This is a genomic window from Acidobacteriota bacterium (assembly GCA_028875575.1).
GTDB lineage: Bacteria > Acidobacteriota > Terriglobia > Versatilivoradales > Versatilivoraceae > Versatilivorator.
The window spans coordinates 1-3,926 of sequence record JAPPDF010000083.1 but is presented as its reverse complement, the minus strand read 5'-3'; the positions used below and the strand labels follow the sequence as shown (position 1 = coordinate 3,926).

Below are 3,926 nucleotides of genomic sequence, written 5' to 3'. Positions count from 1 at the left end.
GCCATGGAAAATGCCAGGAGACCCTCCTCGGGAGAGACGAAAGGGCGACCGAGCCTGAAGCGTCGCACCCCCGGCGAGGTCGGAGTGGAGGACGAACCTCAACCGGAAGATGACGATCGTCCCCGGTTGAAACGCCTCTCCTGATCCGGAGCGATTGCCGGGAAAACCCGGGGAGCTTACGCTGTCGTCAACTCTCAAATCCCGGACGCTGGGGGCGCTCGGGACGTCCCTGGCGTCGATCCCTGCCGCCGAATCTCCCGCCTTCACGGCCGCGAGAACGGCCGCGCCTGCTCCCTCGCATCTGATTCATCGCCTGCCGGAACTCAGCCAGCGTCACCGCGCCGTCCCCGTCGGCATCCAACCTTCCCAGATTCCCTCGCATTCGTTCCGGAATCTCGTGCCCACTGAGCTTGCCGTCGCCATTGGCATCGCGGCGCTGAAAGATCCAGGCAGGATCGAAACCGCCACGGCGCCGGCGCTGGCCATCGAATCGACCCGGGCCGGGCGGCACTTGCGAAGCTGAAGGAGTTTCCCGGACCTCCGGAGCAGGGGCGGCTTCAGCCGGTTGCCCAGCGGAACGGTCCTGATCCTCCTTGAGTGTCAGGCAGTAGAGATTGAGGTTGGAACGCAGGAACAGGCGACCCTGGCTGATGGCCGGCGTGGCGCTGAAGTCCTCGCCCTCTGCGCCCATGTTGTTGACGGCCAGGAGTTCGAATCGCTCGCTGGCCTTGAGCACGAAGACCCGTCCGGAGCGCGTCACAAAATAGACTTTGCCGTCGCCAATGACGGGAGATGCGTAGTCGCCTCCGAAGCCGCCTCTTCTGGAGCTCCTCCGAGTTGCAGAGCCGGCGCCCTCGGCGCTCAGGCGGGCCTTGAATATCTCGTTGCCGGTTGCGGCGTCGATACAGGTGACGATTCGGTTCGAGAATGTGTAGAGCCGCCCCTGGTAGAGGATGGGTGTTGCCGTCCGGTTGGCGTGACGGGCAGACCAGACGATGCGAGATGCGGTGACGTCACCCTTTCCTCCTGCCCGAACGGCTATCCCGCCGGCGCCCCCTGCGCCGGACTCGACGGAATAGACGATCCCTTCGTTGGAAATCGCGCTGGAATTGGCATTTCCGGATGACAGCCCCGAGGAATACCAACGCAGCCTGCCGGTGTTCGGGTTAAGGCCCCAGATCTCACTGGGGACCGCGATCACCAGATCTGTCCGGTTCAGGCCAGCCTCAGCCAGTGCGGGAGTGCCCCAGGTGGCGTTCAGTCCTGCTGCCTCCTGTCTCCAGACTTCTTCCCCCGTCTTCCTGTCCAAGGCTACCAGGGCTTCGCTTTCGGCCCCGGCCGTAACAATGAGCAGATCCTCATAAAGGATGGGGCTGGAAGCGGACCCGCGGCCTTGGGGGTCCGATTCCATGCCGATGTGCCTCTGCCAGACCTGCTTCCCTTTCATGTCGAAGCAAAAGGCTCCGCTCTTGCCGAAGAAGACATAAACGTGCTTTCCATCGGAGACCGGTGTGTGTGAGGCATAACCGTGTTCAGTAATCCTCCCGCTGTAGCCGATTTCCGGCAGTCGGGCCGCAATGGCTGCCGACCAGAGGGTCTTGCCGCTGTGACGATCGATGCAGGTCAGGTGACGGCGCAGTTGTTTCAGATCGCCGGGGTTTCTGCGATCCCTTCCGTATCCCGACCAGGAGGTTACAAAGATCTTGTCGCCAACCACGATGGGGCTGGAGGAACCCGGACCGGGCAGCGGAATCTTCCATTGCAGGTTGCGGGTCCCGCTCCAGTGGGTGGGGAGGGAATGCTCTTCGGTGCTGACCCCATCGCCGTTCGGCCCTCTAAAACGAGTCCATTCGGCGCGAAGGTCCGACGACCACAGAACCACGGAAATGGCCGCCATCATCTGAATTAACGGTTTTCGGCACACTGGGAAGCTCCTTTGCCTGAAGGGGATTTCTTCGGTGTTCTGCCGGCTGGTGGGGAATTCTTCGACATCTGAAGGTAGAACGAGCGGCCTTCCTGCCCGGTTTCACCGAAATTACCGCGACGACCCCTATCCCGCGACAGGCCGACGCCGCAGCGGTTCCGAACTTGACCACAAAACTTTACACGGGATTGACCGACTCTTTACATCGCTTTCGCCCTCACTTGCGTCTATAGAAATGTCAGTCGCACCGGGTGGCGAGTCGGCCGTCCGAGTGCCTAAGCAAACGGGCCGTAAGCGATTCAACCGTTGGTTGGAATCCGGGCCGAAATTGGACAAGGAGGACCAGAACGATGAAAACAAAACAGAAGGTCACGATTTTCTTGGTGGCGGCGCTCATGAGCCTGCCGCTGGCGTCCTGGGCCGGCGACCTGGTACCGGCCAAGACCGAAGTTGAGAGTCCCGGGGGCCAGGACCAGAGGCCGCTGGAGGGAAAAATCCGGCACGAACTGGTGATGCTCCCCTACTTCAGCGTCTTCGACCACCTCGCCTTTCAGCTCGATGGCGATGAGGTCCGGTTGATGGGCCAGGTCACCAGCCCAAGCTTGAAGAATTCGGCGGGAAGAGTCGTTCAAGCCATCGAGGGAGTTTCCACCGTCGTAAACGAAGTCGAGGTGCTGCCGAACTCTCCCAATGACGACCAGATACGACTGGCTGTTTACCGTGCCCTTTACAACCTGGACAGCCGCCTTTTCCCCTACAGCCTGGGGGAGTACGATGCCATCGGCATCATCGTGAACAAGGGAGATGTGACCCTGGTCGGCACGGTCATCAGTGAGTCGGACAAGCAATTCGCCTTTCTGAAGGCTTCAGGGGTTCCCGGAGTGTTCTCGGTGACCAATAAGCTGGTCGTGCAGAAGTCCTGAGCCTCGACCGGTACAAGTCGGAGGTGGGGCGCCCGAATCTGCAGTGTCCCACCCTCGGTTTGCCCCCTCGGCGAGAGGCCGATTCCCCCAGTAATCCTCACCAACCCGTTCCCCCGATCCGCCAGTTCGTTCCGACAATCCCTCAACGGGAATGGCTCCCATCCTCGATCGTTGGGAGTTCCGGTCCGTCGGCTTGGTGGCTCGACCGAATCTGTGCTACTTTCAAGTCTCGTTTGAGTGGCAAGGAATGTCCCGGCGCAACGGTTCGGGAGAATCGTGGCTCAATCCAGCTCACCAACCAGGCAGGCCCCAATATACGAACGACTGGGTCTCCGCCCCTTCATCAACGCGGGAGGCAGCTATACCCGGTACGGCGGCTCCCTCATGGCTCCGCAGGTGATTCGGGCCATGGAGGAGGCCTCCGGGCGATACGTCTCCATCCAGGAACTGCAGGAAGCTGCCGGACAGCAGATTGCCGCCTGGCTGGGCGCCGAGGCGGCATTGGTGACTTGCGGCTGCGCCTCAGCGTTGACCCTGGGGACCGCCGCCTGTGTGACCGGGTGTGACGAAGAAAAAATGAGCCGTTTGCCGGATACACGGGGAACGAAGAACGAAGTCGTACTGCAGAAGTCCCACCGGGTGGAATACGATCACGCCGTTCGCAATGTTGGAGTCCGGTTGATTCAGGTCGAAAGCCGGCAAGAATTGGAGGCCGCCATCGGTTCCAGGACTGCCATGCTTTTTTTCCTGAACATGGCCCAGCACCGGGGCCAGATCCAACGAAAGGAGTTTGTTGAAATTGCCAGGAAAGCGGGGGTGCCCTGCCTGATCGATGCCGCGGCCGACATTCCGCCGCCTGAAAATCTCACGAAACTGATCGCGCTGGGGTTCGACCTGGCGGCTTACAGCGGAGGCAAGGGGGTCCGGGGCCCGCAATCCTCCGGTCTGTTATTGGGCCGCAAGGACTTGATAAGAGCTGCCTTTCTGAATGCATCCCCCAATCCCGACCGTATAGGACGGGTGTCCAAGGTCGGTAAGGAGGAGATCGTCGGTCTATGGAAAGCTCTGGAACTCTACTT

At 61.0% G+C, this 3,926-nt stretch carries 3 protein-coding genes; 2 read left to right on the top strand and 1 reads right to left on the bottom strand.

Annotated elements, in window-relative coordinates; translation table 11 throughout:
• Positions 1–187: 187 nt before the first annotated feature.
• On the bottom strand, positions 188–1,924 hold the full coding sequence (locus OXI69_12990; protein MDE2667057.1) for a PQQ-binding-like beta-propeller repeat protein: 1,737 nt from the start codon (positions 1,922–1,924) through the stop codon (positions 188–190).
• Between the two features lie 350 nt (positions 1,925–2,274).
• Here OXI69_12990 and OXI69_12985 point away from each other — a divergent pair, with 350 nt between their 5' ends.
• Both OXI69_12985 and OXI69_12980 read left to right on the top strand, forming a co-directional pair.
• Positions 2,275–2,847 (top strand): BON domain-containing protein, encoded by a 573-nt coding sequence (locus OXI69_12985; GenBank protein ID MDE2667056.1) that lies wholly within the window; start codon positions 2,275–2,277, stop codon positions 2,845–2,847.
• 276 nt (positions 2,848–3,123) lie between these two features.
• Positions 3,124–3,926: aminotransferase class V-fold PLP-dependent enzyme (locus OXI69_12980; GenBank protein MDE2667055.1), on the top strand; the 803-nt coding region annotated here is incomplete at its 3' end.